Annotated in this window: 14 protein-coding genes and 1 pseudogene; 7 read left to right on the top strand and 8 right to left on the bottom strand. The window is 65.2% G+C overall.

The genetic code is table 11. The features are described 5' to 3' along the window. Nucleotides 1-43: 43 nt before the first annotated feature. Nucleotides 44-4,337: pseudogene (gene rpoC, locus FPZ24_RS11475) on the bottom strand (DNA-directed RNA polymerase subunit beta'). 71 nt (nt 4,338-4,408) lie between these two features. After that, the gene (gene rpoB / locus FPZ24_RS11470) at nt 4,409-8,563 is read right to left on the bottom strand and encodes a DNA-directed RNA polymerase subunit beta (RefSeq protein WP_146572110.1); all 4,155 of its coding nucleotides are present in this window, start codon (nt 8,561-8,563) and stop codon (nt 4,409-4,411) included. Nucleotides 8,564-8,971: 408 nt separating this feature from the next. Here rpoB and FPZ24_RS11465 point away from each other — a divergent pair, with 408 nt between their 5' ends. From FPZ24_RS11465 to FPZ24_RS11450, 4 genes are all read left to right on the top strand, one after another. Beyond that, nucleotides 8,972-10,279 carry an EGFR-like transmembrane domain-containing protein gene (locus FPZ24_RS11465; protein ID WP_146572109.1) on the top strand — a complete coding sequence of 436 codons (1,308 nt, stop codon included), beginning with the start codon at nt 8,972-8,974 and terminating at the stop codon, nt 10,277-10,279. A gap of 128 nt (nt 10,280-10,407) precedes the next feature. Then, on the top strand, nt 10,408-12,342 hold the full coding sequence (locus tag FPZ24_RS11460; RefSeq protein ID WP_146572108.1) for a CocE/NonD family hydrolase: 1,935 nt from the start codon (nt 10,408-10,410) through the stop codon (nt 12,340-12,342). A gap of 49 nt (nt 12,343-12,391) precedes the next feature. Further along, a complete protein-coding gene (locus FPZ24_RS11455) occupies nt 12,392-13,591 on the top strand; it encodes a hypothetical protein (protein ID WP_146572107.1) in 1,200 nt (399 codons plus the stop codon). Next, complete coding sequence (locus tag FPZ24_RS11450; RefSeq protein ID WP_146572106.1) at nt 13,588-14,274, top strand: nitroreductase; 687 nt, start codon at nt 13,588-13,590, stop codon at nt 14,272-14,274. The genes FPZ24_RS11455 and FPZ24_RS11450 overlap by 4 nt, the downstream gene beginning before the upstream one ends. Here the strand turns inward: FPZ24_RS11450 and FPZ24_RS11445 are convergent. From FPZ24_RS11445 to rplJ, 3 genes are all read right to left on the bottom strand, one after another. Further along, nucleotides 14,271-16,322 carry an acyltransferase family protein gene (locus tag FPZ24_RS11445; RefSeq protein ID WP_146572104.1) on the bottom strand — a complete coding sequence of 684 codons (2,052 nt, stop codon included), beginning with the start codon at nt 16,320-16,322 and terminating at the stop codon, nt 14,271-14,273. The two genes, FPZ24_RS11450 and FPZ24_RS11445, sit on opposite strands and share 4 nt — an antisense overlap. Before the next feature lie 198 nt (nt 16,323-16,520). Further along, nucleotides 16,521-16,904, bottom strand: a complete 384-nt coding sequence (gene rplL / locus FPZ24_RS11440; RefSeq protein WP_146572101.1) for a 50S ribosomal protein L7/L12 — start codon at nt 16,902-16,904, stop codon at nt 16,521-16,523. A gap of 110 nt (nt 16,905-17,014) precedes the next feature. Beyond that, nucleotides 17,015-17,530, bottom strand: coding sequence for a 50S ribosomal protein L10 (gene rplJ, locus FPZ24_RS11435; protein WP_146572099.1), 516 nt, complete (start codon nt 17,528-17,530; stop codon nt 17,015-17,017). Between the two features lie 289 nt (nt 17,531-17,819). Here rplJ and FPZ24_RS11430 point away from each other — a divergent pair, with 289 nt between their 5' ends. Together FPZ24_RS11430 and FPZ24_RS11425 are read left to right on the top strand one after the other, a co-directional pair. Further along, nucleotides 17,820-19,040, top strand: coding sequence for a parallel beta-helix domain-containing protein (locus FPZ24_RS11430; protein WP_146572097.1), 1,221 nt, complete (start codon nt 17,820-17,822; stop codon nt 19,038-19,040). After that, nucleotides 19,037-20,191: an SO2930 family diheme c-type cytochrome gene (locus FPZ24_RS11425; RefSeq protein ID WP_146572095.1), complete on the top strand. Its 1,155-nt coding sequence runs from the start codon at nt 19,037-19,039 to the stop codon at nt 20,189-20,191. The genes FPZ24_RS11430 and FPZ24_RS11425 overlap by 4 nt, the downstream gene beginning before the upstream one ends. 123 nt (nt 20,192-20,314) lie before the next feature. Here the strand turns inward: FPZ24_RS11425 and FPZ24_RS11420 are convergent, their stop codons facing one another. Together FPZ24_RS11420 and FPZ24_RS11415 are read right to left on the bottom strand one after the other, a co-directional pair. Then, entirely contained in the window at nt 20,315-20,764 is a 450-nt protein-coding gene (locus tag FPZ24_RS11420; RefSeq protein ID WP_146572092.1) for a YaiI/YqxD family protein, read from the bottom strand. Nucleotides 20,765-20,868: 104 nt separating this feature from the next. Then, nucleotides 20,869-22,644, bottom strand: coding sequence for a DEAD/DEAH box helicase (locus FPZ24_RS11415; protein WP_146572090.1), 1,776 nt, complete (start codon nt 22,642-22,644; stop codon nt 20,869-20,871). Between the two features lie 170 nt (nt 22,645-22,814). Between FPZ24_RS11415 and FPZ24_RS11410 the strand changes: the two genes are divergently transcribed. Next, nucleotides 22,815-23,672, top strand: coding sequence for an oxidoreductase (locus tag FPZ24_RS11410; RefSeq protein ID WP_146572088.1), 858 nt, complete (start codon nt 22,815-22,817; stop codon nt 23,670-23,672). A 9-nt stretch (nt 23,673-23,681) separates the two neighbouring features. Here FPZ24_RS11410 and FPZ24_RS11405 read toward each other — a convergent pair whose 3' ends face one another. After that, nucleotides 23,682-24,086, bottom strand: a complete 405-nt coding sequence (locus FPZ24_RS11405; protein WP_146572086.1) for a hypothetical protein — start codon at nt 24,084-24,086, stop codon at nt 23,682-23,684. Nucleotides 24,087-24,242 lie beyond the last annotated feature (156 nt).

Genomic DNA, 24,242 nt, shown 5'->3' with positions numbered 1-24,242 from the left:
CCGGACGGCGGTCTCGTTTTCAGCAGTCGCCGATCTCAGCCGATCACTCGGCTTCGTTCAGATACTCGCCCGCATCGGCATCGGTGCCGGTGCCCGACACGGTCACCGCCGCCAACGCGTCGCTGCCCGTATCGTCCGCCACGTCGCGCAGCTTTTCGGCCGCACGCTCTTCCTCGGCCGAGTTCGGCGCGATCAGCGCTTCCTGCAGTGCACGCTGCTGGACGCGCAGCGCGGCGTCGCGGCTGGTGGCGGCGACTCGCAGACGGTTCATGCCCGCGCCGGTACCGGCGGGGATGAGACGACCGACGATCACGTTCTCCTTCAGGCCGATCAGCGTGTCCTGCTTGCCCTGGACCGCTGCCTCGGTGAGGACGCGAGTGGTCTCCTGGAACGACGCCGCCGAGATGAAGCTGCGGGTTTGCAGCGACGCCTTGGTGATGCCGAGCAGGACGGGTTTGCCCTCCGCCTTGCGCTGCTTCTTGTCGAGCTTGTCGTTGGTCTCGTCCATTTCGGCACGATCGACCTGCTCGCCCTTCAGCAGCGTGGTGTCGCCACCGTCGGTGATCTCGACCTTCTGCAGCATCTGGCGAACGATCACCTCGATGTGCTTGTCGTTGATCTTCACGCCTTGCAGTCGATAGACTTCCTGGATTTCCGACACGAGATATTCGGCCAGCGGCTCGATCCCCATCGTCTCCAGAATGTCGTGCGGATCGGGCGAGCCACCGATCAGGTTGTCGCCACGCTTGACGTAGTCGCCTTCCTGAACGTCGATCACCTTCGACTTCGGCACCAGATATTCCACGACCTCGCCGCCGTCGTCCGGCTGGATCCCGATCTTGCGCTTGGCCTTGTAATCCTTGCCGAACACGACGCGGCCCGAAACCTTGGCGATGATCGCCGCTTCCTTCGGGATGCGTGCTTCGAACAGCTCGGCGACGCGCGGCAGACCGCCGGTGATGTCGCGGGTCTTGGCGGACTCGCGAGCGACACGGGCAACGACGTCACCGGCCTGAACCGTGGCGTTGTCGTCGACCGACAGCACCGCGCCCGGCGCCAGCATGTAGCGCGCGGCCTCGCCGGCGTCGGACCCGGTCAGGGTCAGGCGCGGACGAAGGTCTTCCTTCGACTTGGCGCTGCCCGTCGTGCGGTTTTCGGTCACGACGCGCTGGGCGATGCCGGTGGCTTCGTCGGTCTGCTCGGTGAGCGTCTTGCCCTCGATCAGATCGACATACTTCACCGTACCGCCGGTTTCCGTGATCACCGGCATAGTGAACGGATCCCATTCGGCCATGCGGTCGCCCTTGGTCACGATATGACCGTCGTCGAACATCACGTACGCGCCGTAGGGGGATACGATCGACCGAGAGCTCACGGCCGTCCATGTCCTTGATCGCGATCTCGCCCGAGCGGGAGAGAACCACGCGGCGGCCGCGCTGATCGACGATCAAACGCAGGTCGCGGAACTCGACCGTACCATCGGCATGCGCTTCCAGGTTCGACGTTTCGTTGAGCTGCGCCGCACCACCGATGTGGAACGTACGCATCGTCAGCTGCGTGCCCGGCTCGCCGATCGACTGCGCCGCGATGACGCCGACCGCTTCGCCGATGTTCACCGGCGTACCGCGGGCAAGGTCACGTCCGTAGCACTTGCCGCAGACGCCGATCTTGGCTTCGCAGACCAGCGGCGAACGGATCTTCATGCCCTGGATGCCGATCGCTTCGATCTGCGCGATCATCGGCTCGTCGAGCAACGTGCCCGACGGGATGGCAACCTTGCCGGTCTTCGGATCAACCACGTCCTCGGCCGTGGTGCGGCCCAGGATGCGCTCGCCGAGCGACGCGATGACCGAACCACCCTGAACGATCGCGCGCATTTCGAGCATCCGCTCGGTGCCGCAATCCTCTTCCATCACGACGCAGTCCTGCGACACGTCGACCAGGCGGCGGGTCAGGTAACCCGAATTCGCCGTCTTCAACGCCGTGTCCGCGAGACCCTTGCGGGCGCCGTGGGTCGAGTTGAAGTATTCGAGGACGGTCAGGCCTTCCTTGAAGTTCGAGATGATCGGCGTTTCGATGATCTCGCCCGACGGCTTGGCCATCAGGCCGCGCATGCCGGCAAGCTGCTTGATCTGCGCCTGCGAACCGCGCGCACCCGAGTGCGCCATCATGTAGATCGAGTTGATCGGCTTCTCGCGACCCTTGTTCGGGCCGTCCTCGTACTTCTTGACCGCCTTGATCTCGTTCATCATCGAATTGGCGACCTGGTCACCGCAACGCGACCATGCGTCGATCACCTTGTTGTACTTCTCCTGCTGCGTGATCAGGCCGTCCTGATACTGCTGCTCGAAGTCCTTCACCTGCTCGCGCGTCTCGTCGACCAATTTGTCCTTGTCCGGCGCGATGATCATGTCGTCCTTGCCGAACGAGATGCCCGCACGGAACGCGTGACGGAAGCCGAGCGCCATGATCGCGTCGGCGAACAGCACGGTCTCCTTCTGGCCGGTGTGACGATAGACCTCGTCGATGACGTCGGTGACGTCCTTCTTGGTCAGCAGGCGGTTGACCGTTTCAAACGGTACCTTGTGCGACTTCGGCAGCGTCTCGCCGAGCAGCATGCGGCCGGGGGTGGTCTCGAACCGCTTCATCGACTCGACGCCATTCTCGTCGGTCTGCGGCACGCGGCTGGTGATCTTGGTGTGCAAGGTCACCGCACCGGCGTTGAGCGCCTGGTGCACCTCGGTCATGTCGGATAGCAGCATGCCCTCGCCGGGCTCGCCTTCCTTCATCATCGACAGGTAGTAGAGGCCCAGCACCATGTCCTGCGACGGCACGATGATCGGCTTGCCGTTCGCCGGCGACAGGATGTTGTTCGTCGACATCATCAGGACGCGCGCTTCCAGCTGCGCCTCGAGGCTCAGCGGAACGTGGACGGCCATCTGGTCGCCGTCGAAGTCGGCATTGAACGCCGAGCAGACCAGCGGGTGAAGCTGGATCGCCTTGCCCTCGATCAGCACCGGCTCGAACGCCTGGATGCCGAGACGGTGAAGCGTCGGCGCGCGGTTCAGCAGAACCGGATGCTCGCGGATCACTTCGTCCAGGATGTCCCAGACTTCCTTGCGTTCCTTCTCGACCCACTTCTTGGCCTGCTTCAAGGTCATCGAAAGACCCTTGGCGTCCAAACGGGCGTAGATGAACGGCTTGAACAGTTCGAGCGCCATTTTCTTCGGCAGGCCGCACTGGTGCAGCTTGAGCTCCGGACCGGTCACGATCACCGAACGGCCCGAATAGTCGACGCGCTTGCCGAGCAGGTTCTGACGGAAGCGGCCCTGCTTGCCCTTGAGCATGTCGGATAGCGACTTCAGCGGACGCTTGTTGGCGCCCGTGATCGTGCGGCCGCGGCGGCCGTTGTCGAACAGCGCATCGACGGCTTCCTGCAGCATGCGCTTTTCGTTGCGGACGATGATGTCCGGCGCGCGCAGTTCCATCAGCCGCTTCAGGCGGTTGTTGCGGTTGATCACGCGACGGTACAGGTCGTTCAGGTCCGACGTCGCGAAGCGGCCACCGTCGAGTGGCACCAGCGGACGCAGTTCGGGCGGGATAACCGGCACGACTTCGAGAATCATCCATTCGGGGCGGTTGCCCGAATCGATGAAGCTCTCGACGACCTTCAGGCGCTTGATGATCTTCTTGGGCTTCAGCTCCGACTTGGTCGTCGCCAGCTCTTCCAGAAGCTGCGTGCGTTCGCCCTCGAGGTCGAGGTCCTGCAGCATGATGCGCACGGCTTCGGCGCCGATGCCGGCGGTGAAGGCGTCCTCACCATATTCGTCCTGCGCTTCGAGGAGTTCGTCCTCGGTCATCAGCTGATACTTTTCGAGCGGGGTCACGCCCGGCTCGATCACGATATACGCCTCGAAATAGAGGACGCGCTCGAGCTGCTTGAGCTGCATGTCGAGCAGCAGGCCGATGCGCGACGGCAGCGACTTGAGGAACCAGATGTGCGCGACCGGCGCGGCGAGCTCGATATGGCCCATGCGCTCGCGGCGGACCTTCGAGACGGTGACCTCGACGCCGCACTTTTCGCAGACAATACCCTTGTACTTCATGCGCTTGTACTTGCCGCACAGGCACTCATAGTCCTTGATCGGACCGAAGATGCGCGCGCAGAACAGGCCGTCACGCTCGGGCTTGAACGTGCGATAGTTGATCGTCTCGGGCTTCTTGATCTCGCCAAACGACCACGAACGGATACGGTCCGGGGACGCAATGCCGATCTGGATCTGGTCGAAAGTCTCCGGCTTGGCCACCGGGTTCGCGAAGTTGGTCAGTTCGTTCATTTCTCAATTTCCTCTAGGGAAAAACCTCTGGGCGAAGGGGAGGGCGCCGCCGTTGAGCGACGCCCGTTTCCTCACTCCGCCGCGATCGCGATGCCGTCCTCGTCCACGCCAGGCTCGTCGTTCTTGAGCTCGACGTTGAGACCCAGCGAGCGCATTTCCTTGACGAGCACGTTGAAGCTCTCGGGAATGCCTGCCTCGAACGTGTCGTCGCCCTTGACGATCGCCTCGTAGACCTTGGTGCGGCCGACCACGTCGTCGGACTTCACCGTCAGCATTTCCTGCAAGGTGTAGGCTGCGCCGTAGGCCTGGAGCGCCCAGACCTCCATTTCGCCGAAGCGCTGGCCGCCGAACTGCGCCTTACCGCCCAGCGGCTGCTGGGTGACGAGGCTGTATGGCCCGATCGACCGTGCGTGGATCTTGTCGTCGACCAAGTGGTGGAGCTTCAGCATGTAGATGATGCCCACGGTCACCTTGCGGTCGAACTGATCGCCGGTGCGGCCGTCGAACAGGTCCGACTGGCCCGACGTATCGAGCCCCGCCAGCGTCAGCATGGCCGACACGTCCGCTTCGTGCGCGCCGTCGAACACCGGAGTGCCCATCGGAATGCCCGGCTTCAGGTTCTGCGCCAGCTCGACGATTTCGTCGCCCGAGCGTGCGTCGATCTCCGCGGCGTAGTGATCGCCGTAGATTTCCTTCAGCCGATCCTTGACCGCGGCCGGCATCGCGCCGCCCTTGGCATCGGGGTTCGCCTCACGCCATTCCTCGAGCGCCACGCCGACCTGCTGACCGAGCTGACGCGCGGCCCAGCCGAGATGGGTTTCGAAGATCTGCCCGACGTTCATGCGCGACGGCACGCCAAGCGGATTGAGCACCAGGTCGACCGGCGTCCCGTCGGCGAGGAACGGCATGTCCTCGACCGGCAGGATGCGGCTGATGACGCCCTTGTTGCCGTGACGGCCGGCCATCTTGTCGCCCGGCTGCAGCTTGCGCTTCACCGCGACGAAGACCTTGACCATCTTGAGCACGCCCGGCGGCAGTTCGTCGCCACGTTCCAGCTTCTCGCGACGGTCGTGGAACTTGTCGGTGATGACCTTGGCGGCATCATCGTACTGCACCTTGACCGCTTCGAGGTCACTCTGGACCTTGTCGTCGGCGACGGCGAACTTCCACCATTCGTGACGGTCGACGCTGTCGAGCAAGTCCTGATCGATCGCCGCGCCCTTCTTGAGGCCTTTCGGCGTCGCGGTGGCGGTCTGGCCGATCAGCATCTCGCGCAGACGCGACCAGGTCGCGCGGTTGAGGATGGTGCGCTCGTCGTCCGAGTCCTTCTTCAGGCGCTCGATCTCCTCGCGCTCGATCGCCATCGCGCGCTCGTCCTTGTCGATGCCGTGGCGATTGAACACGCGGACCTCGACCACCGTGCCGGCGACGCCCGGGGGCAGCCGCAGCGAAGTGTCGCGCACGTCCGACGCCTTCTCACCGAAGATCGCGCGGAGCAGCTTTTCTTCCGGCGTCATCGGGCTTTCGCCCTTCGGCGTGATCTTGCCGGCGAGGATGTCGCCCGGCTCGACCTCGGCACCGATATACACGATGCCCGCTTCGTCGAGGTTGCGCAGCGCTTCCTCGCCGACGTTCGGGATGTCGCGCGTGATGTCTTCCGGCCCGAGCTTGGTGTCGCGCGCCATGACCTCGAACTCCTCGATATGGATCGAGGTGAAGACGTCATCCTTCACGATACGCTCGGAAATGAGGATCGAATCCTCATAATTATAGCCGTTCCAGGGCATGAACGCGACGAGCGCGTTGCGGCCCAGCGCCAGCTCGCCGAACTCGGTCGACGGGCCGTCGGCGATCACGTCGCCGGTGTTGACCACGTCGCCCACCTTCACCAGCGGACGCTGGTTGATACAGGTGTTCTGGTTCGACCGCTGGAACTTCATCAGCGTGTAGATGTCGACGCCCGACTTGCCGGCCTCGACGTCGCCCGTCGCGCGGACCACGATGCGGCTGGCGTCGACCTGGTCGACGATCCCCGAACGCTTGGCCGAGATCGCGGCGCCCGAATCACGGGCAACGGTCTCTTCCATGCCGGTCCCGACGAACGGCGCTTCGGCGCGAACCAGCGGCACCGCCTGGCGCTGCATGTTCGAGCCCATCAGCGCGCGGTTGGCGTCGTCGTTTTCCAGGAACGGGATCAGCGACGCGGCGACCGAGACGAGCTGCTTCGGCGACACGTCCATCAGCGTGATGTTCTCGGGCAGCGCCATCAGGAATTCGCCTGCCTGACGCGAGGACACCAGTTCCTCGGTGAACTGGCGATCCTTGCTCAGCTCGGCATTGGCCTGCGCGATCGTGTGCTTGGCCTCTTCCATCGCCGACAGATAGACGACTTCGTCGGTCACCTTGTGATCGACCACGCGGCGGTACGGCGTTTCGATGAAGCCGTACTTGTTGACGCGGCTGAAGCTCGCGAGCGAGTTGATCAGACCGATGTTCGGGCCTTCCGGCGTTTCGATCGGGCAGATGCGGCCATAGTGGGTCGGGTGGACGTCGCGGACTTCGAAGCCCGCGCGCTCACGCGTCAGACCGCCTGGCCCAAGCGCCGAGACGCGACGCTTGTGCGTCACTTCGGACAGCGGGTTGGTCTGGTCCATGAACTGCGACAACTGCGACGAGCCGAAGAACTCGCGCACCGCGGCGACCGCGGGCTTCGCGTTGATCAGGTCGTTCGGCATGACGGTCGATACATCGACCGACGACATGCGCTCCTTCACGGCGCGCTCCATGCGGAGCAGGCCCACGCGATACTGGTTCTCGAGCAGCTCTCCCACCGAACGCACGCGGCGGTTGCCGAGATTGTCGATGTCGTCGATCTCGCCCTTGCCGTCCTTCAGGTCGACCAGGGTCTTGACCACCGCGAGGATATCCTCGGTGCGGAGCGTCGTGACGGTGTCCTCGGCGTCGAGGTCGAGGCGCATGTTGAGCTTGACGCGACCCACGGCCGACAGATCGTAGCGCTCCGGATCGAAGAATAGGCCGGCAAACAGCGATTCCGCGGTTTCGAGCGTCGGCGGTTCGCCGGGGCGCATCACGCGATAGATGTCGCTCAGCGCCTGCTCGCGTTCCTCGGCCTTGTCGGCCTTCAGCGTGTTGCGGATCCACGGACCCGTCGTGACGTGATCGATGTCGAGTAGTTCGATGCGGTCGATGCCCGCCTTGTCGAGCTTTTCGAGATTCTCGGCCGACACCTCGTCGCCCGCCTCGATATAGATCTCGCCGGTCTTTTCGTTGATCAGGTCATAGGCGCTGTAGCGGCCGAAGATTTCTTCGGTCGGGATCAGCAGCGTCTCGAGACCGTCCTTTGCCGCCTTGTTAGCGGCGCGCGGGCTGACCTTCTGGCCGGCCGGGAAGATCACTTCGCCCGACTTGGCGTCGACGATGTCGAACAGCGGCTTCTGGCCGCGCCAGTTCTCGACCGCGAACGGGATCTGCCAACCGCCCTGGCCGCGGACATAGGTCACGCGGTTGTAGAACTGATTGAGGATTTCTTCCGAGTTCAGGCCGAGCGCATAGAGCAAAGCCGTGACCGGCAGCTTGCGCTTGCGGTCGATACGGACGTTGACGATGTCCTTGGCGTCGAACTCGAAATCGAGCCACGAGCCGCGATACGGGATCACGCGCGCTGCGAAGAGATACTTGCCGCTGGCGTGGGTCTTGCCGCGATCATGGTCGAACAGCACACCCGGCGAACGGTGCATCTGCGACACGATGACGCGCTCGGTGCCGTTGATGATGAAGGTGCCGTTCTGCGTCATGAGCGGCATGTCGCCCATGTAGACGTCCTGCTCCTTGATATCGAGCACCGAGCGGGCTTCCGTATCCGGATCCACTTCGAACACGATCAGGCGCAAGGTAACGCGCATCGGGGCGGCGTAGGTGATGCCGCGCTGGCGGCATTCGTCGGTGTCGAACTTCGGCGGTTCGAGTTCGTAGTTCACGAAGTCGAGCTCGGCGGTTCCGGCGAAGTCGCGGATGGGGAACACGCTGCGCAGCGTCTTTTCGAGACCCGAGACGTAGCCGATCGACGGATCGGAACGCAGGAACTGTTCGTAGGATTCGCGCTGAACCTCGATCAGGTTCGGCATCTGCACCACTTCGTGGATGTTGCCGAATACCTTGCGGATGCGCCGCTTCGCGGTGCCGCCTTCGATCGCCTTGGTCGCCATGTGAGATTTCGCCCTTAAAAAACTGACTGGGTTAGCCTAGAATTCGTGCCCCGGAACCCCGGGACCAGGCACGCCACGACGCAAAAAAGCCGCTCATCCGAACTCTCGATTTCGAAAGTGGACGTGCAGCTTCTTGGCGTCGTGTGAACCGACAGTCTTCAATACGATCGACACGGTGCGCGACGCCGCGTCATTTCCCGAAGAGCTGTGGTGGAGGGCGGGATATAGGGGGCGTGTTGGAAAGTGTCAAACCCGGTCCAAGGCGAATCTGCAAAAAAGTCAACGAAAAATTGATGTGGTTTTTCCGTTATGAATCAATCGAGTGGCGTTTTTTGTCGGCGATCGTTGTGAAAATCGAGGTGAAGCGACGCGGAACCAGACTCGGGTTCCCATCATTATGGCAGCGTCATGAAAACGCAATTCGCCCCCCGCTTCGCCCACGCCGTCGCGCCGCTTCTGTGCGCCACCGCGTTCATCGCAACCCCTGCATTTGCTCAGGACACGCAGGCCGCACCGCCGGTCGTCGTGACCCCGCCGCAATCGGCCACCGTGCCGCCGCCGCCGGTCGTGCGCACCGTGCCGGATACGCCGCCCGAGGCGGCTGCTCCCGCAGCCGAACCGGCCGCTGCGCCGGCGCCGCGTGCCGTCACGCGCACGACGACCACGCGGACCGCGACACGTACGACGACGGCGCGTCCGGCGCCGGTCCGCGCTGCGCCGGCCCCCGAGCCAGCTCCCGCTCCTGTTGCCGCAGCACCTGAGCCGAAGTCCGTAACGCCCGCTCAGCCTGAAACGGCGGCTCCGGCGGCTGCGCCGGTCGCTAGCGCTCCGGCCGAATCGACGGCCGCGACGGATTCCGCGACGACGCGGACCAGCACCGGCGTGCCGCTCTGGGCGTGGATTGGTGGCGGCCTCGCCGCGCTCGCGATCCTGGCGATCGGAGTTTTCGCCCTGCGTCGCCGCCGCGTCGAAGAGGAATATTATGACGAGCCCTATGTCGAGGAGGCGTATGTCGAGCCGGCCTATGTCGAACCCGTCGCGGTCGCGCCGGTTGCCGAGCCGATGCCCGTCGCCAATGTCGCGCCGCGCAAGGAGCCGGAATTCCTCCGCCGCGCGGAGAGCGTCGGCGCGATCGAGCCGATCGCCGTGGCGCCCGACGAAGTCCATATCGTCGAGCCGGAAGCGGACGACGTCGCCGAACTGACCGCGGGTACCGCACCGGTCGCCGAGCGCCCTTGGCTCGAGTTCGCGATGCGCCCGGTCCGCGCCGGTACCAATGTCGATGAGGCGCTGGTCGAGATCGAACTGACCGTCGGTAACGCCGGGTCGGTGTCCGCCAAGGACGTCCGCATCTCGACCTTCCTGCTGTCGAGCGATCCGAACGGGTCGGAGATGGAGCGTCTGCTCGTCCAGCCGCCGGCCGACGCTACGACCGATCCGGTCACGATCGAGCCGGGTGAGGGCAAGCGCATCGACGCGACGCTCGCTTTGCTGAAGTCGGAGATGGGCGAAGATCTGCCCGCCTCGTTCCGCCCAATCGTCGTTGCCGATGCCCGCTACACGCTGGCTGACGGTACCGAAGGCCGCACCTCGGCCTCGTTCGAGATCGGCGTGACGCCGGAGGAAGGCGAGGGACTCGACCCGATCGAACTGAGCCGTGCGTCGATGTTCGACAATGTCGGGGCCGAACTCCACGGCGAACCCCAGCACGCCTGATATCGCTCCCATCAGGCACGCAAGCGCCCGTCCCGCACCTTGCGGGGCGGGCGTTTCGCATGCGGCGTTGATCGCATTGCCGTAGCGTCCTACGACGCCGCATCGCTTCCCCAAGGAGTCGCATCGGCATGATCAAGAAGCTGGCGTTGCTGCCACTCGTCGCCCTCGTCCTCACCCCCGCGATCGCGCAAGAAACGCAGGTGTGGCCGCCGAACGGCAACGACGTTCCCGCAAAGTTCAGCCCGCCGGTCGATCCCGCCGCCGACTACGTCACCCGCGAAGTCGAGATCCCGATGCGCGACGGGGTCAAGCTCCATACCGTCATTGTCATTCCTAAGGGCGCGACCAACGCGCCGATCGTGCTGACTCGCACGCCGTACCATGCCGACGCCCGCGCCAAGCGGGCCGACTCGCCGACGATGATCAATCGCCTGCCGCTCGCCGACGAAGGATTCGTCCGCAACGGCTACATCCGCGTCTATCAGGACATCCGCGGCAAGTATAAGTCTGAAGGTGGTTATGTCGTGACGCGGCCGGTGATCGGCCCGCTCAATGACACCAAGGTCGATCACACGACCGACGCCTACGACACGATCGACTGGCTGGTGAACAAGGCGAACCTGCCCGAATCGAACGGCAAGGTCGGGATGATCGGGTCGTCCTACGAGGGCTTCACCGTCGTCATGGCGCTGTTGAAACCGCACCCCGCGCTCAAGGTCGCGGCACCCCAGAGCCCGATGATCGACGGCTGGATGGGCGACGACTGGTTCCACTACGGCGCTTTCCGTCTCGCCAACATCGCCTGGCTCGGCGCGCAGACCGGCTACAAGGCCGAGGGCAAGGCGCCGCCGACCGGCGGCTATGACGATTACGACAATTTCCGCGACGTTGGATCGGCGGGCGATTGGGCGAAGAAGTCGGGCTACGACCAGTTGCCGTTCTGGAACCGCTTTTCGGCGCACCCCGCCTATGACGGCTTCTGGTCGGGCCAGGCGCTCGACGAGCTGATCAAGAAGAATCCGTCCAACGTTCCGACGATCTGGGAGCAGGGTCTGTGGGATCAGGAGGATATGTGGGGCGCGATCCACACCTATGAAGCGCTGAAGAGCGTCGGCAAGACCGGCAACAATTTCATCGTCATGGGTCCATGGCGGCACAGCCAGATCAACCGTGTCGGGTCCGAACTCGGCGTGTTCAAGTGGAACGGCGACACCGCGATGCAATATCGCGAGGACATGATCATTCCGTTCTTCAACCAATATCTGAAGGACGGCCCGGCGGTGACCCCGCCCGCGGCGACGATCTACAATACCGGCGAGAACCATTGGGACCGTTTCAGCGAATGGCCGCTGGCGTGCGACAAGGGGTGTCCGTCGCCGCTGACGCCGCTCTATCTCGGCGCTGATGGCGGGCTGGGCTTCGACGGCCAGTCGGCGGGCGGCGACAGCTATGTCTCCGACCCCGCCAAGCCAGTCCCGCATCTGCCGCGCCCGGTCAATTTCAACGACGGGCGCTGGGGCGACTGGCTGGTCCAGGATCAACGTTCCTACGATGGGCGTCCCGACGTGATGACCTATTCGACGCCGGTGCTAACCAAGGCCGTCCGCGTATCGGGCGCGCCGATCGCCGATCTGTTCGCCAAGACGACGGGCACGGACGGTGACTTCGTGGTCAAAGTGATCGACGTGTATCCCAGCGAATATGCGAGCGATCCGAAGATGGGCGGATATCAGCTCGCGATCAGCCTCGACATTTTCCGCGGCCGCTATCGCCAGAGCTTCAGCAACCCGTCGCCGATACCGGCCAACCAGGTGCAGGAATATAAGTTCCGCCTGCCGACGGTGAACCACGTGTTCCAGCCCGGCCACCGCATCATGATTCAGGTCCAGTCGAGTCTGTTCCCGCTCTACGACCGAAATCCGCAGAAGTACGTTCCGAACATCTTCTTCGCGAAGAAATCGGACTATCAGAAGGCGACGGTGACGATCATGCGTGGCGGAAAGACGCCGAGCCAGGTGCGGCTGCCGGTCGTGCCGCTCGCCCCGCCGCAACTGATGCGCTAGGGGAACGCGCCGCCCGCGTTTGGCGGCGGTTCAGGTAGAAGTGTCTAGCGTGGTCGGAATGACGGGGTTCGGGGTTTGGAAGCGTGCGAGCGCGTGGCTCGCGGGGGCGGCGATGCTGCCCGCGCTGGCCGTCGCGCAGACGACGCCGAGCGGACCGCAGACCGATCCGAGCCTCGACCGCTTCAGCCTGCCGCCCTCGACCCGTCCCAGCCCGCGCCCGACCCCGACATCGGGTCCGGTCATCGCACCGCTCAACCGCCCGAGCCCCACGCCGGCAGCGCCGATCGTCGTCGCGACTCCGACGCCGGCGCCCAGTGCTGCAGCGACGCAGCCCCCGGCTCGGACGCCAGCGCCAACCGCGACGCCGGCGCGTCGGCCTGCCGAAGCTACCGGTCAGCCGATGCGCACGCCGTCACCGACCCCGACCTCGGCACCGACGAGCGCGACGGCGGTCTCCGATACGACGCCTGCACCGATCCCGGTCGCGAGCCCCACGCCTGAGCCAACCGCCTCGGTACCGGCAACCGCCGACCAGCCCTCGGGCGGCATATCGACCGGTCTGCTTGTTGCGATCGGTGCAGCCGCACTGGCGCTCGTCGCTTTCGGCGGTTTCCTGCTCGGCCGGCGCCGCAGCGTCCGCGAAGAGGAAATCGCCGAGCCGATCGTGGCGCAGCCCGCCGTCGCGCCGCCTGCGCCGGCCGCGACGCCGGAAGGCGCTGCCGATATTCCCGTGCGGCGCCAGTTTACCGACGAGCCCCAGCCTCGACTGGAGATCAACCTGATCCCCAAACGCGCCGGCACCAATCTGATGGGCGCGGCGGTCGACTATCGCGTCGTCGTCCGCAACACAGGTACAGTGGCCGCGCGCGACATTCGCTTCGCCATGTACATGCTGAGCGCGAGTGCGCGCCAGGCGCAGGATCTGCAGATGATCTTCGCCACGCCGATCGAGCAACCGGTGGTGGCGCCATTCGACCTCGCGCCCGACCAGGAGATCGACCTGTCGGGCATGGCGATGCTGGCGCGCGAGCAGATCAACGTGATGACGATCGACGGCAAGCCGTGGTTCGTGCCCGTGCTGGCGATGAAGGCCGATTATCGCTGGGGCGAGAATGTCGGGGCGCCGGGTGTCGCCACCGCCGCGCACATGATCGGAATCGATCGCGGAGAGGGAGCCAAGATGACGCCCTTCCGCCTCGACGCCGGCCCGCACATGCATCCCGAAGTTGCCGAGCGGAAGGTCGCGTGACGGACAAGAGCTATGACGAGGTGGTGCTCGGTCGCCGGAGTATCCGCGGCTACAAGCCCGATCCCGTTCCCCGCGCACTGATCGAGGAGATCATCGGCCTCGCGATGCGCGCGCCGTCGTCGATGAACACGCAGCCGTGGAATTTCACCGTCGTGACCGGCGAGCCGCTTGATCGCATCCGTGCGGGCAATACCGAACGCATGGTCGCGGGCGTTCCGCAATCGCGCGAGTTCCGCACCGGCCAGCCGTTCGCCGACCAGCATCGCGACCGCCAGATCGGCGTTGCGAAACAACTCTTCGCAGCGATGGGTATCGCCCGCGAGGATGCCGAGCGGCGGCAGGACTGGGTGTTGCGCGGCTTTCGCCAGTTCGACGCACCGGTCTGCGTCATCGTGACCTACGATCGCGTGCTCGACGGCAGCGACGATACGCCGTTCGATTGCGGCGCCGTCGCGACGGCTTTGGTCAACGCGGCCTGGTCGCGCGGGCTGGGCGCGGTGATCAACAGCCAGGGGATCATGCAGTCGCCGGTGGTGCGCGAACATGCCGGGATCGCCGACGATCAGGTCATCATGAAGAGCATAGCGCTCGGCTGGCCCGACGACGATTTCCCGGCGAACGCGGTCGTCTCGACGCGCAAGTCGGTCGAGGAAGCGACGGTGTTCGTCGGGTTCCTGGACTAAAGTCGCGCGTTCAGGATCGCGTCGCGCATCGCGGGATAGACCATATCGTTGCCGTGCCCGCTCAAATGGTCCCCGTCGAAGAAGAGCGGGCGGCCCGTTGCGTCGATCGCGCGGCACGGGTCATCCGGGCACAAGATCGGGAAGGGATCCCACACGCTCAGGGCGGGATAGCGGCGTGCCAGCGCGGTCATGGCATCGACGACGTGGCGGCGCATGACCAAGGGACGATCGCGCGCGATCGTCAGGCCGCCGACGCAGATCGGGTTGGCGCGATCGTACCAATCGGAACAGCGGAACGGTGGCGCGGGAAAGATCGGCTTGGGCGCCTCGATCACGATCCTGAATCCCGCCGTCTGCAAGCGCGCGAGCGTATCCTGAGCCTCGGCGATCGCCACGTTGGACAAGGAATTGTCCACCGGCGAATCATGGACCTTCTCGTGGCCGAACTGATTGATCAGCCGCGTGATCCGCAGGCCAGGCAGGAACACCACATCACCGGGTCGGCCTTGAGTACGCAGATCATCGAAGAACGCGCGATAGAAGTCGGCGCAGCGGCGGCGGACATCCATCGGCTGGATCAGGCGGAGGAAGGGGCAGCCGGGGCGAAAATAGCTCGCGACGGGCACGCCAAGCTCGGCGGCGAGCTGGCGATAGTTCGGGGCATAGGCAGTGCTGTGCGAATCCCCGATCGCGAAGACGCGGAACCCCGCCGGACGCGTCGTGCAATCGCTCGGCGTCCAGCGATCCGTATCGCCGCCGCCGCGCCTGACTCGGTCGGTCGCGACGGCGCAATGCGAGAGCGCCGGATCCAGCGTATGGCGTGCGTCGGCATACCAGGTCGAATGATCGCGGGTGACGCCGATCGCTAACGCATCGGTGCGCGCCAGCATGACGAAACCTAGCAGCGCGCAGGCCAGCGTGCCGATTGTCATCCGCCCGACGACCCTGCGCGGCGGATATTTCGCAGCCTTTCCACGACGGCGGAACGGCTGCTCGACGAGGAAGTAAGACGCAGCCGCGAGCAATAATGCGAGCGCCGACGCGGCTAGTTGATGCGGCAGCGTGTCGAGTCCGACCGTCCAGCGAAACATCACGAACACCGGCCAATGCCAGAGGTATAACGAGTATGAGAGCCGCCCGATCGCGACCGGACCGGCGCTTGCAAACGCCCGGGTGATGGGCGCGTCGGGTGCCGCAACGACGCTGGCGATCAACCCGATCGTGCCGATCACCGGCAGGATCGCGAGCGGAAACGGGAAACCCCCGCGGTCGGGCAGGGCAAGCGCCGCCACGACCGCGACGACGCTCGCCGCCGCCAGCACGCGTCGCCGCGCCGCCGGCCATGCAGCCAGCACGGGTCGCCAGCGCGGCATCGTCAGGCACAGGATCATGCCAAGTCCGAGTTCCCAAAATCGCCCGACGATCAGGTAGAACGCATATTTCCGCTCGACCCAGGTCAGCACGCCGCACAGCACGAACGACGCCGCGCTCACCCAGCCGATCAGCCGAACCGCGCGGCCCGTATCGAGTTTCGCGCTGTCGAGTTTCTGATGCCAGAACAGCAGCAGCGGGAAGAAGAGGTAGAATTGCTCCTCCACGCCCAGCGACCAGGTGTGCGTGAACGGGTTGAACCCGGCCTGCACGCCGAAATAGCCGTCGGTGTCGGTCGCGAGGATGATATTGGACAGGCCGAAGAACGCGAAGCGCGCAGTCTGCGGCACCGCGCGGCTCAGCCACGCCTCCGGGACCAGCATCTGGTTCACCAGGATCGCAACGAGAAGCATCGCGAGCAGTGCCGGCATAATCCGGACGAGGCGGCGCGCATAGAAATAGGAGAGCATCGCGGGCAGGCGGTCGAAACTTTTGCCCATCATCGATCCGGTCACGACGAAGCCCGAGATCGCGAAGAAGATATCGACGCCGGAAAAGCCGCCCGGGAGCATGCCGGGGTGGAGGTGATAGGCGACCACCGACAGCACCGCGAGCGCACGCAGGCCGTCGATCGCGGGTATGTAGCCCAGCGGTTGCCGGACGGTTTCGCCTGTCATGTGAATTGTATCCCCAAGTCCGGGGCTTAGGGGCGGTTTGGGGATAAAAAAGGCAGCCCCGTTGCCGGGACTGCCCTTTATCTTGGCTTTGCCGTCATGGGCGTAAATCCCATGACGTCGGACGCTGGCGATACCAGCGCCGGCCGGCCTTGCGAGCGTGCGATCCAGCTTGCGCTAAATCGTCTCGCCCACTGCGGCTTACTTCAGCTCGACGGTCGCGCCGGCTTCTTCAAGCTGCTTCTTGATCTTCTCGGCTTCGTCCTTGTTGACGCCTTCCTTGACGGCCTTCGGAGCCGATTCAACGAGCGTCTTGGCTTCGGTCAGGCCGAGACCGGTGATCGCGCGGACTTCCTTGATGACGTTGATCTTCTTGCCACCGTCGCCGGTCAGGATCACGTCGAACTCGTCCTTGGCTTCTTCAGCGGCGGCGCCGCCGGCGCCACCGCCAGCGGCCGGGGCTGCAACCGCAACCGCAGCGGCGGCCGAAACGCCCCACTTCTCTTCGAGGAGCTTCGAAAGCTCAGCCGCCTCGAGGACGGTCAGTTCGCTCAGCTGATCAACCAGCTTGTTCAGGTCTGCCATGATATTCTCCGTTCTTCCAATTCGTCACCCCAGCGAAAGCTGGGGTCTCATGAGGTGATGCCCAGCGGCCCGAGATCCCCGCTTTCGCGGGGATGACGGCCGAGGGGCCGTCAAGCTGCTTCCTTGGCCCCATAGGCACCAAACACGCGAGCCAGCTGACCGGCCGGCGCCTGGGTGATGCTGGCGAGCTTCTGCGCCGGTGCCTGAATCAGGCCGACGATCTTCGCACGCAGTTCATCCAGCGACGGCATGGTGGCCAGAGCCTTCACGCCTTCGGGGTTGAGAGCCGTCGCGCCCATCGCGCCGCCGACGATTTCGAGCTTGTCGTTCGTCTTGGCGAAGTCGACCACCACCTTGGCGGCGGCGACCGGGTCGATGGAAGTGGCGAGACCGACCGGACCCGTGAGCATGTCGCCCAGCGAGAGATAGTCGGTGCCATCGAGCGCGATCTTGGCAAGCTTGTTCTTCGAGACCTTATAGGTCGCACCGGCCTCACGCATCTTCGTCCTGAGCTGCGTCGACTGTGCGACGGTCAGGCCGAGGTTGCGGGTGATGACCACCACGCCAACCTCGGAGAAGGTCTGCTTGAGATCGGCGACGGCCGCGGCCTTTTGAGCACGATCCATGCCATTCTCCACGTTTTGAACGCACGGCAACAGCGCCGTACGTCCGGTTCACAAGTCCAACGATGGGGAATGGGATGCCGCGCGAAAAAGCACGACGGGCCGGCGAACCGGCGAATATCCTGTCCCCGCCTCGGCAAGAAATTAAGCGCAGAAACTGCGCACTTGCTGTCTCGGACGGTGCCTGAGCGAACCCAGGCGAGCGGCGCCAATAGCGGGATAGCGTGCGAAGTCAAGCTTTCGCCCTGCATCGACCGTTGCTATCACCGATGTAAATAACGAGGAGAGGGCGATGACGCGGACGGGATTGCTGGCGGCGAGTGCCGTGTTGGCGCTGCTCGGCGGGTGCGGCGGGGCGAAGACCGATGCCAACGGCTTCACGATCGATCCCGACTTCGAGAAGAACCTGCAGCAAAAGCTCCTCGACGCGAAGCCCGGCGACGTCGTCACCATCCCGGCCGGCAAGTATAAGCTCACGCGCAGTCTCAGCCTGACCGCGGACGGCGTCACGGTGAAGGGCGCGGGGATGGACAAGACCATTCTATCGTTCGCCCGTCAGACCTCTGGCGCCGAGGGGATGCTGGTCACCGGTGACGACTTCACGCTGCAGGATCTGGCGCTCGAGGATACCAAGGGCGACGCGCTCAAGGTCAACGGCGTGAAGAACACCGTGATCCGCCGCGTCCGCGCCGAATGGACCGGGGGCGGCAAGACGTCGAACGGTGCCTATGGCCTGTACCCGGTGCAGGTCACCAACGTACTGATCGAAGGCAGCGTCGTGAAGGGAGCGTCGGATGCCGGCATCTATGTCGGGCAGTCGACCAACATCATCGTCCGCAACAATCGCGCCGAAGGGAACGTCGCGGGGATCGAGATCGAGAATTCGACCGGCGCTGATGTGTACGGCAACACCGCGACGGGCAATACCGGCGGCATCCTGGTGTTCAACATGCCCAATTTGCCGGTCCCGGGCAGCAAGACGCGCGTGTTCAAGAACAAGGTCACCGCCAACAACCACGCCAATTTCGGCGCGGCGGGCAGCGCCGTCAGTTCGGTGCCGCCGGGGTCGGGCGTGATCGTCAACTCCAACGACGAAGTCGAAATCTTCGACAACGACATCGCCGACAACCAGACCGCGAACGTCATCATCTCAAGCTATTACTCGACGGGGTTCGATACCAAGAAGGGTGTGGCCGCGGCGTACGATCCGTTCCCGCAGAATATCTACGTGACCGGTAATCGCTTCACCGGGGGCGGGACCGATCCGGGAACCAAATACGCGCCGCTGAAGGCGCTGGCCGGCGGCGCGTTGCCGGCAGTGCTGTGGGACGGGTTCGTCGATCCCAAGGTGCCGAACGCCGGGATTTGCGTCCAGAACGGCGATGCGAAGCTGCTCAACGCCGACGGACCGCATAAATTTGCCGGCGCCAAGATCGATACGTCGGTGGGTTGCGCCCCACCCACGCGACTGCCTGAAATCAAGCTGCCCGACGGCATGACCAAGGAAAAGTGACGAGTCGTCTCATCGGGCTGCTCGCGGCGATCCTGTTTGTCGCGGGATGCCTCCACCAGCGCGCGAGCGTGACGTTCATCGCCGACGGCAATCCGGAGAAGCTGTCCGATTGGGGGCTGTTCACCGTCGCCAACGGGCGGATCGCGCCGCATGCCGGCATGGTCACGTACGAGCTCAACAGCCCGCTGTTCAGCGACTATGCGCAGAAGTGGCGCACGGTGTGGATGCCGAAGGGCGTCGCGGCGACATACGATCCGGCAAAGTCGTTCGACTTCCCGGTCGGTACGATCGTTACGAAGACCTTCTATTACACGACGCCCGCCGACGCTGCGTCGCCGCAGACAAGCAAGGCGGTCGTGAAGATGACCCCGGCGAGCTACCAGAACGGCGTCGCTGGCCTCGACCTCAAGCATGTCCGGCTGATCGAGACGCGGTTGCTGGTCCGCCGCGCGGAAGGGTGGGTCGCGTTCCCCTATGTCTGGAACACGGAAGGAACCGACGCGACGCTCGAACGCACCGGCGCCGATGTTCCACTGACCTTCGTCGATGGCGCAGCGCGGACCGATTTCACCTATTCGGTCCCCAACCAGAATCAGTGCGCTGGGTGCCACGTCCAGGATTTCCGAGACCGCAAAGTCATGCCGATCGGGCTCAAGGCGCGACACCTCAACCGCGCGTTTCCGGGGGAGGGCGGGGAAATCAACCAGCTCCAGCGGCTGGTCGCGATGGGCTATCTCAAGGGCGCGCCGGGAAGTGGCGTCCCGCAGAATGCCAACTGGGAGGATGCCAAGGTCGATCCCGCCGCCCGAGCCCGCGCGTATCTCGATATCAATTGCAGCCATTGCCACAACGCCACCGGCGCGGCGCGGACGTCGGGTTTGTGGCTCGACGCGGCGACGATGGACCCGCGGCTGCTCGGCACGTGCAAACCGCCGGTTGCAGCCGGACGCGGGACGGGCAACCGGCCGTTCGACATCGTGCCGGGCCATCCCGAAACTTCGATCATCGCCTATCGTATGGCCAGCACCGATCCCGGCGAGATGATGCCCGAACTCGGCCGTTCGCTGACGCACAAGGAAGGCGTCGCGCTGATCACGCAATATATCCTGACGTTGGAGGGCGCATGCGAGCGGGAGGACGGGCCGCAATAACCGAACCGTCACCCCGGCTTTGTGCCGGGGTCTGCGCCTCGACAGGCGGTGTCGGGGAAAGAGGCGCGATCCGTCGCCGGTTGCTTGGCAGAACCCGGCACAGGGCCGGGGTGACGTCGAGATTTAGGCGAGCTTCACCAGCATGGTGTCGAGCGCCTGCAGGAAGCGAGAGCGATCGGTCTTCGAGAACGCGGCCGGCCCGCCGAGCTGGTCGCCACCCGCGCGTAGATCGGCCATGATCGCGCGGGTTGCGATGGCGGCACCGATCGAGCTCGTCGTGAACGGCTTGCCGGTGGGCGCCAACACCGCAGCACCCGCCTTCAGGCAGCGATCGGCGAGCAAGATGTCCGCCGTCACCACCACCGCGCCCGGCGCGGCGCGCTCGGCGATCCAGTCGTCGGCGGCGTCGAACCCGTCGCTCACCACGACGCGGTCGATCAGCGGGTGCGCGGGGATGCGGATCGGCGAGTTGCTCACGATGGTGACCGGCACCTCGAGCCGCCACGCGACCTTGTAGATCTCGTCCTTGACCGGGCAGGCGTCGGCATCGACCAGGATGCGGCGGCTAGCCATCGGCGGCTCCACCAGTCACCGTTCGCCCTGAGCTTGTCGAAGGGCGTGTTCCTGGCACGTGCTTCGACAAGCTCAGCACGAACGGATTTTTAGGCGCATCGAGATCACGGCCGGCGCGGTGCGCCCTTGCCGGCCGGGCCCTTGCGGAACGGCTTGCCCTTGTGACGGATAGGTGGCGGGCCATCGCGGCGCGGGGCGGGCGGGCGCTGGTCGTTGCCGGTCGGCGCGGCGCGGTGGAGCTTGGCGCGGGCGGGGGCGGCGGGCGCGGTGCCGGGGCCGTCGACCGGCTGGATGCGGATGCCGCTATCGTCCTCGCCGTCCTGCCCGGCGGTCTTGATAACCGAGGCCGCGAAGCGGTTGGCGATCGCGCGCGGGATTTGGAAACCGGTCTCGTTGGCCTGGATGCGGATCGCACCGACCTCGTTCTTGGTGATCCCGCCGCGGCGGCAGATCAGCGGCAGCAGCCAACGCGGGTCGGCATTCTGGCGCCGCCCGACGTTCATGACGAACCACACGGTGTCGTCGAAGCCGGGGCGATGATGCTGCTTATCGGGCGCGAGGTTCGGGTTCGGCGACGACGCCAGCAATTCCTCGGGTTGCGGCATCGACGCGCGGTGGGCGTGGACCAAAGCGGCGGCGATATCCTCGGGCGACTTCTTCGCCATCAGTTCGGCGGCGAGCGCGCGATCGTCGTCGTCGACCTCGATCTCGGCCAGCATCGCCTCCAGCATCCGCTCGCGGTCCTTGGCGCGAATGTCCTCAGGCGTCGGCACCGGCACCCAGCTGAAGTCGATCCGTGCGCCCTTCAGCATCATCTCGACCCGGCGGCGGCGCGGGAAGGGAACGATCAGGACGGCGGTGCCCTTCTTGCCCGCGCGGCCGGTACGGCCCGAACGGTGCTGCAACGTCTCCGCATCGCGCGGCAGCTCGACGTGCACGACCAGGCTCAGCGTCGGCAGGTCGATCCCGCGCGCGGCGACGTCGGTTGCGACGCAGACGCGCGCGCGGCGATCGCGCAGCGCCTGGAGCGCATGGTTGCGTTCGCTCTGCGAATGCTCGCCCGACAGCGCGACCGCGGCGAATCCGCGCTCGACCAGGCTGGCATGGAGGTGACGGACATTGTCGCGCGTCGCGCAGAACAGCATCGCCGTCTCCGCCTCGTGGAAGCGTAGCAGGTTGATGACGGCGTGTTCGATGTCCGAGGGGCTGACCGCGATAGCCTGATACGCGATGTCGCCATGGCCGCGATCCTCGCCGACGGTCGAGATGCGCAGCGCGTCGTTCTGATATTTCTTCGCCAGCGCGACGATCTGGCGCGGCATCGTCGCCGAGAACAGCAAGGTGCGGCGGTCGCGCGGCGTCGCGTCCAGCAACGCCTCGAGGTCTTCGCGAAAGCCCATGTCGAGCATCTCGTCGGCCTCGTCGAGCACCGCGACCTTGAGCGTCGACAGGTCGAGTGCGCCGCGCTCGCTATGATCCTTCAGGCGGCCCGGCGTGCCGACGACGATATGCGCGCCGTGGCTAAGCGCGCGGCGTTCGCGGCTGGCGTCCATCCCGCCGACGCAAGTCGCGATGCGGGCGCCGGCCTTGGCGTAGAGCCACGACAATTCCTTCGCGACCTGCAGCGCGAGTTCGCGGGTCGGCGCGATCACCAGCGCCATCGGCGCGCCGGCCTGGGGCAGGCGGCCGTCGTCGAACAGCTCGTTCGCCATGACGAGTCCGAAGGCGACGGTCTTGCCGGTACCGGTCTGGGCGGAGACGAGCAGGTCGCGGCCTCGCGCGGTCGGCTCGCTGACCTGCGCCTGCACGGGCGTGAGGGCGGTATAGCCCTTGGCGGTCAACGCCTCGGACAGGACGGGAAGAAGTTGCGAAAAGGGCAAAGAGTATCTCGAAATAGGAGGCCACGGCCCCGGCACGGCGACCGGAGCGCGTCAGGCGATGAAAATAGGGATTGCCGCGCCCCTACGCCAAATTCGTCAGTTTGGAAAGCTTGCCGCCTCGGAACGTTCTCCCCATCTCCCCGATGCAATCCCAACATAAAGGTGCCCGCATGACGATCCCCGCCGATTCCGTCTGGTTCATCACCGGTTGCTCGACCGGGTTCGGGCGCGAGCTTGCCAAGCTGGTGCTCGATCGCGGCTGGCGCGTGGTCGCGACCGCGCGCGGCAAGGACCGTGTCGCCGACATCGTCGAGCTGGCGCCCGATCGCGCGCTGGCGGTCGATCTCGATGTCGCCGATCAGGCGCAGATCGACGCGGCGGTAAAGGCCGCGACCGAGCGGTTCGGGCGGATCGACGTGCTCGTGAACAATGCCGGCTATGGCTACCAGACCTCGGTCGAAGAAGGCGAGGACAAGGAAATCCGCGACCAGTTCGAGGCCAACGTGTTCGGCCTGTTCGCGATGACGCGCGCGGTGCTGCCCGTCATGCGCGCGCAGAAGAGCGGTAATATCGTCAATATCACCTCGGTCGGCGGGCTGACCGGGTTTGCGTCGTCGGGCTATTATTCGGCGACCAAGCATGCGGTCGAAGGCTTCTCTGAATCGCTCCGGGCCGAAGTCCAGCCGCTCGGTATCTCCGTCACCTGCGTTGAGCCGGGGCCGTTCCGCACAGATTGGGCGGGGCGTTCACTCCACCAGACTCAGAGCAAGATCGCCGACTATGCCGAGACGGCGCAAGCGCGGATGGAAACGACCAGCGGCTATTCGGGGCAGCAGCCGGGCGACCCGGTGCGCGCAGGCGAGGCGATGATCGAGGCGGTCAGCCGCGAGCGCCCGCCGCGTCAGTTGGTGCTGGGCAAGTTCGCTTACGAAACCGCGACGGCGCTCTATCGCAAACGGCTGGAGGCGATCGAAGCCGATCGCGAGCTCAGCCTGAGCGCTGACTATCCGGCGTTGGCGGAAGCCTGAGCCGCGCGCTCAGGCATGGACCTTGATCGCGGCGTTCATCACCGTGACGAGAGCAAAGGTTAGCGCGACGGCGATCATCAGCCAGTAACCCGGCCCGAACGCGGTCGCGCGATCGGGGTCGGCGCTGTCGTACCAGATCCTGTGGACGCCGTCGGGCCGCCAGCCGGCGCGGACGTAGCGTTTGATCTCGGCGACGTGGCGCTCGCCATCCTCGTCCTGGTAATGGACGGTCTCCTCGATCAGCCGCTGATTGTCGCCGTCGGTGAGCCGCCAGCCGCGCAGCGTCCCCATCCCCCAGAAGTCGTCGCGCCGCTCGGCATCGGTATAGTCGGTTGCCCACACCACCGCCGCAGCCGGCTTCCACGCGGCGAACAACGTCGCCGCACGATAGAGGCAATAAAGCAAGCCCAGCATGAGCGCCGGCGCCGCAAAGGTTATGAAATCCCGCATCCCGGGACCTGATTAGTGGACAAATCTCACAAACCAGTAAAAGCAAAAGGGCCGGGAGTTTCCTCCCAGCCCCTCAATCCCGTCGTCCCAGCGAAAGCTGGGATCTCAGGCGTAACGCGA

Origin of the sequence: Sphingomonas panacisoli, assembly GCF_007859635.1 — a bacterium.
Classification (GTDB): Bacteria; Pseudomonadota; Alphaproteobacteria; order Sphingomonadales; family Sphingomonadaceae; genus Sphingomonas; species Sphingomonas panacisoli.
The sequence above is the reverse complement of the archived record's forward strand: the minus strand, read 5'-3'. Positions and strand labels throughout refer to the sequence as shown.

What these genes read in the sequence shown, in the direction of transcription:
- rplJ (WP_146572099.1), bottom strand. Translation starts at nt 17,530, where the DNA reads ATGGATCGTGCTCAAAAGGCCGCGGCCGTCGCCGATCTCAAGCAGACC.
- FPZ24_RS11410 (WP_146572088.1), top strand. Translation starts at nt 22,815, where the DNA reads ATGACGATCCCCGCCGATTCCGTCTGGTTCATCACCGGTTGCTCGACC.
- FPZ24_RS11405 (WP_146572086.1), bottom strand. Translation starts at nt 24,086, where the DNA reads ATGCTGGGCTTGCTTTATTGCCTCTATCGTGCGGCGACGTTGTTCGCC.
- rpoB (WP_146572110.1), bottom strand. Translation starts at nt 8,563, where the DNA reads ATGGCGACCAAGGCGATCGAAGGCGGCACCGCGAAGCGGCGCATCCGC.
- FPZ24_RS11445 (WP_146572104.1), bottom strand. Translation starts at nt 16,322, where the DNA reads ATGACAGGCGAAACCGTCCGGCAACCGCTGGGCTACATACCCGCGATC.
- FPZ24_RS11460 (WP_146572108.1), top strand. Translation starts at nt 10,408, where the DNA reads ATGATCAAGAAGCTGGCGTTGCTGCCACTCGTCGCCCTCGTCCTCACC.
- FPZ24_RS11465 (WP_146572109.1), top strand. Translation starts at nt 8,972, where the DNA reads ATGAAAACGCAATTCGCCCCCCGCTTCGCCCACGCCGTCGCGCCGCTT.
- rplL (WP_146572101.1), bottom strand. Translation starts at nt 16,904, where the DNA reads ATGGCAGACCTGAACAAGCTGGTTGATCAGCTGAGCGAACTGACCGTC.
- FPZ24_RS11420 (WP_146572092.1), bottom strand. Translation starts at nt 20,764, where the DNA reads ATGGCTAGCCGCCGCATCCTGGTCGATGCCGACGCCTGCCCGGTCAAG.
- FPZ24_RS11430 (WP_146572097.1), top strand. Translation starts at nt 17,820, where the DNA reads ATGACGCGGACGGGATTGCTGGCGGCGAGTGCCGTGTTGGCGCTGCTC.